General features: G+C 55.2%; 1 protein-coding gene. It reads left to right on the top strand.

What is annotated here, in order from left to right:
* The first annotated feature begins 80 nt into the window (after positions 1 to 80).
* Entirely contained in the window at positions 81 to 1,454 is a 1,374-nt protein-coding gene (locus tag KDX30_RS29370) for a transposase (RefSeq protein ID WP_095102594.1), read from the top strand.
* Positions 1,455 to 1,617: the final 163 nt, after the last annotated feature.

Here is a 1,617-nt window from a genome sequence, read left to right as displayed (position 1 = left end):
GGCCGATTCTGTTGAAAAAGTAGATCTCCTGCCTGGTCTGCGGCAAAATCAGGTCATCGGCCAGCGGGAGGATTCGCAGCATGATGGGACAATTGTCGAGCGGACAAGAGAGACTGTTTTACTCGTTCAACATTGAAGATCACATCCCAGCCAATCACCTCCTGCGCAGCATTGATCGATGCCTCGATCTAAGCGATCTGCGCCATTATCTCGCCGATTTTTATAGCCCGATCGGGCGACCTTCGATTGATCCCGAACTGATGATTCGCCTGTTGGTGGTGGGCTACTGCTACGGCATTCGCTCCGAACGTCGGTTGTGCGAAGAGGCTCATTTGAACCTGGCGTATCGCTGGTTCTGCCGCTTAAGCCTCGAAGACGAAGTCCCCAATCACTCTACGTTTTCCAAGAATCGCCACGGTCGTTTTCGTGACAGCTCGCTGTTTCGCTGGCTGTTCAACGAGGTGCTGCGTCGCTGCATGGACGCAGGTCTGGTCAAGGGCGAAGGGTTTGCGGTCGACGCCAGCGTCATCAAGGCAGATGCCAGTCGGCAACGTGGCGTACCTGGCGATGATGAAATCAACTGGCGCGATCCGTCGCTGAGTACTCGCGCGGTGCGTGAGTACCTCGAAGCGCTGGATGAAGAGGCGTTGGCCGAAGCGCTGCCCAAGCGCCTGTCACTGACTGATCCACTCTCTCGTTGGACAGCCGCACCAGGAGGCCCGGCGTTTTTCGCTTACTCGACGAACTACCTGATTGATGTCGAGCATGGCGTGATCATGGACGTGGAGCCGACGCCAGCGCATCGAACTGCCGAGGTCGAGAGCACCAAGACCATGATCGAGCGGGTCGAAGAACAGTTCGACATCAAGCCGGATCGGCTCATCGGCGATACCGCTTATGGGACCGCACCGATGTTGGCCTGGATGGTCGACGAAAAAGACATCGAGCCACATGTACCGGTTTGGGACAAAACCGAGCGCAAGAACGACAGCCTCTCAATCAGCGATTTTCAATGGCATGAAGAAGCGCAGGAATATCGTTGCCCCACCGGACACGCTCTGCGTAGCGAATGGCGGGCCTTCAAGAACCAACGCTCACATATCACGAAAGCCGACACCATCATCTTTCGATCCCGGCAAACCGACTGTGCTAAATGCTCAATGAAAGAGCGCTGCTGCCCGAGCACTTCGTTTAGAAAAATCGCACGCAGCGTCCATGAAGCGGCGCGCGAAGTTGCGCGGCGCATCGCCAAGACACCTCAATACGTGTGTTCTCGCCATGAGCGCAAGAAGGTCGAAATGTTGTTCGCTCATCTCAAGCGAATCCTGAAACTGGATCGGTTGCGACTACGAGGAATGACCGGTGCGAACGACGAATTCACCTTGGCGGCTGCGGTACAGAATCTAAGACGACTGGCGAAACTGACCTCTCAAGGGCCACCGACTACGGGATAGGCGCGCCTGGGATCAGCAAAAACCTTCAAATCAACCTACTAACCAAGCTGCAACGATCAACGCAGAACCGGAAAGCCACGCAACGTGGTGAACAGGTTCTGAAGAGACGATCAACTTCGAAATCTTCCAGTTTGAAAATCCGACTTTTTCAACAGAATCGGCC

The sequence above is a fragment of the Pseudomonas quasicaspiana genome, assembly GCF_021147825.1.
GTDB classification, from domain to species: domain Bacteria; phylum Pseudomonadota; class Gammaproteobacteria; order Pseudomonadales; family Pseudomonadaceae; genus Aquipseudomonas; species Aquipseudomonas quasicaspiana.
This window is presented reverse-complemented; position numbering and strand designations above follow the sequence as displayed.

Bases quoted from the DNA above. Each gene is read 5' to 3' on its own strand.
- KDX30_RS29370 (WP_095102594.1), top strand. From the start codon at position 81: ATGATGGGACAATTGTCGAGCGGACAAGAGAGACTGTTTTACTCGTTC.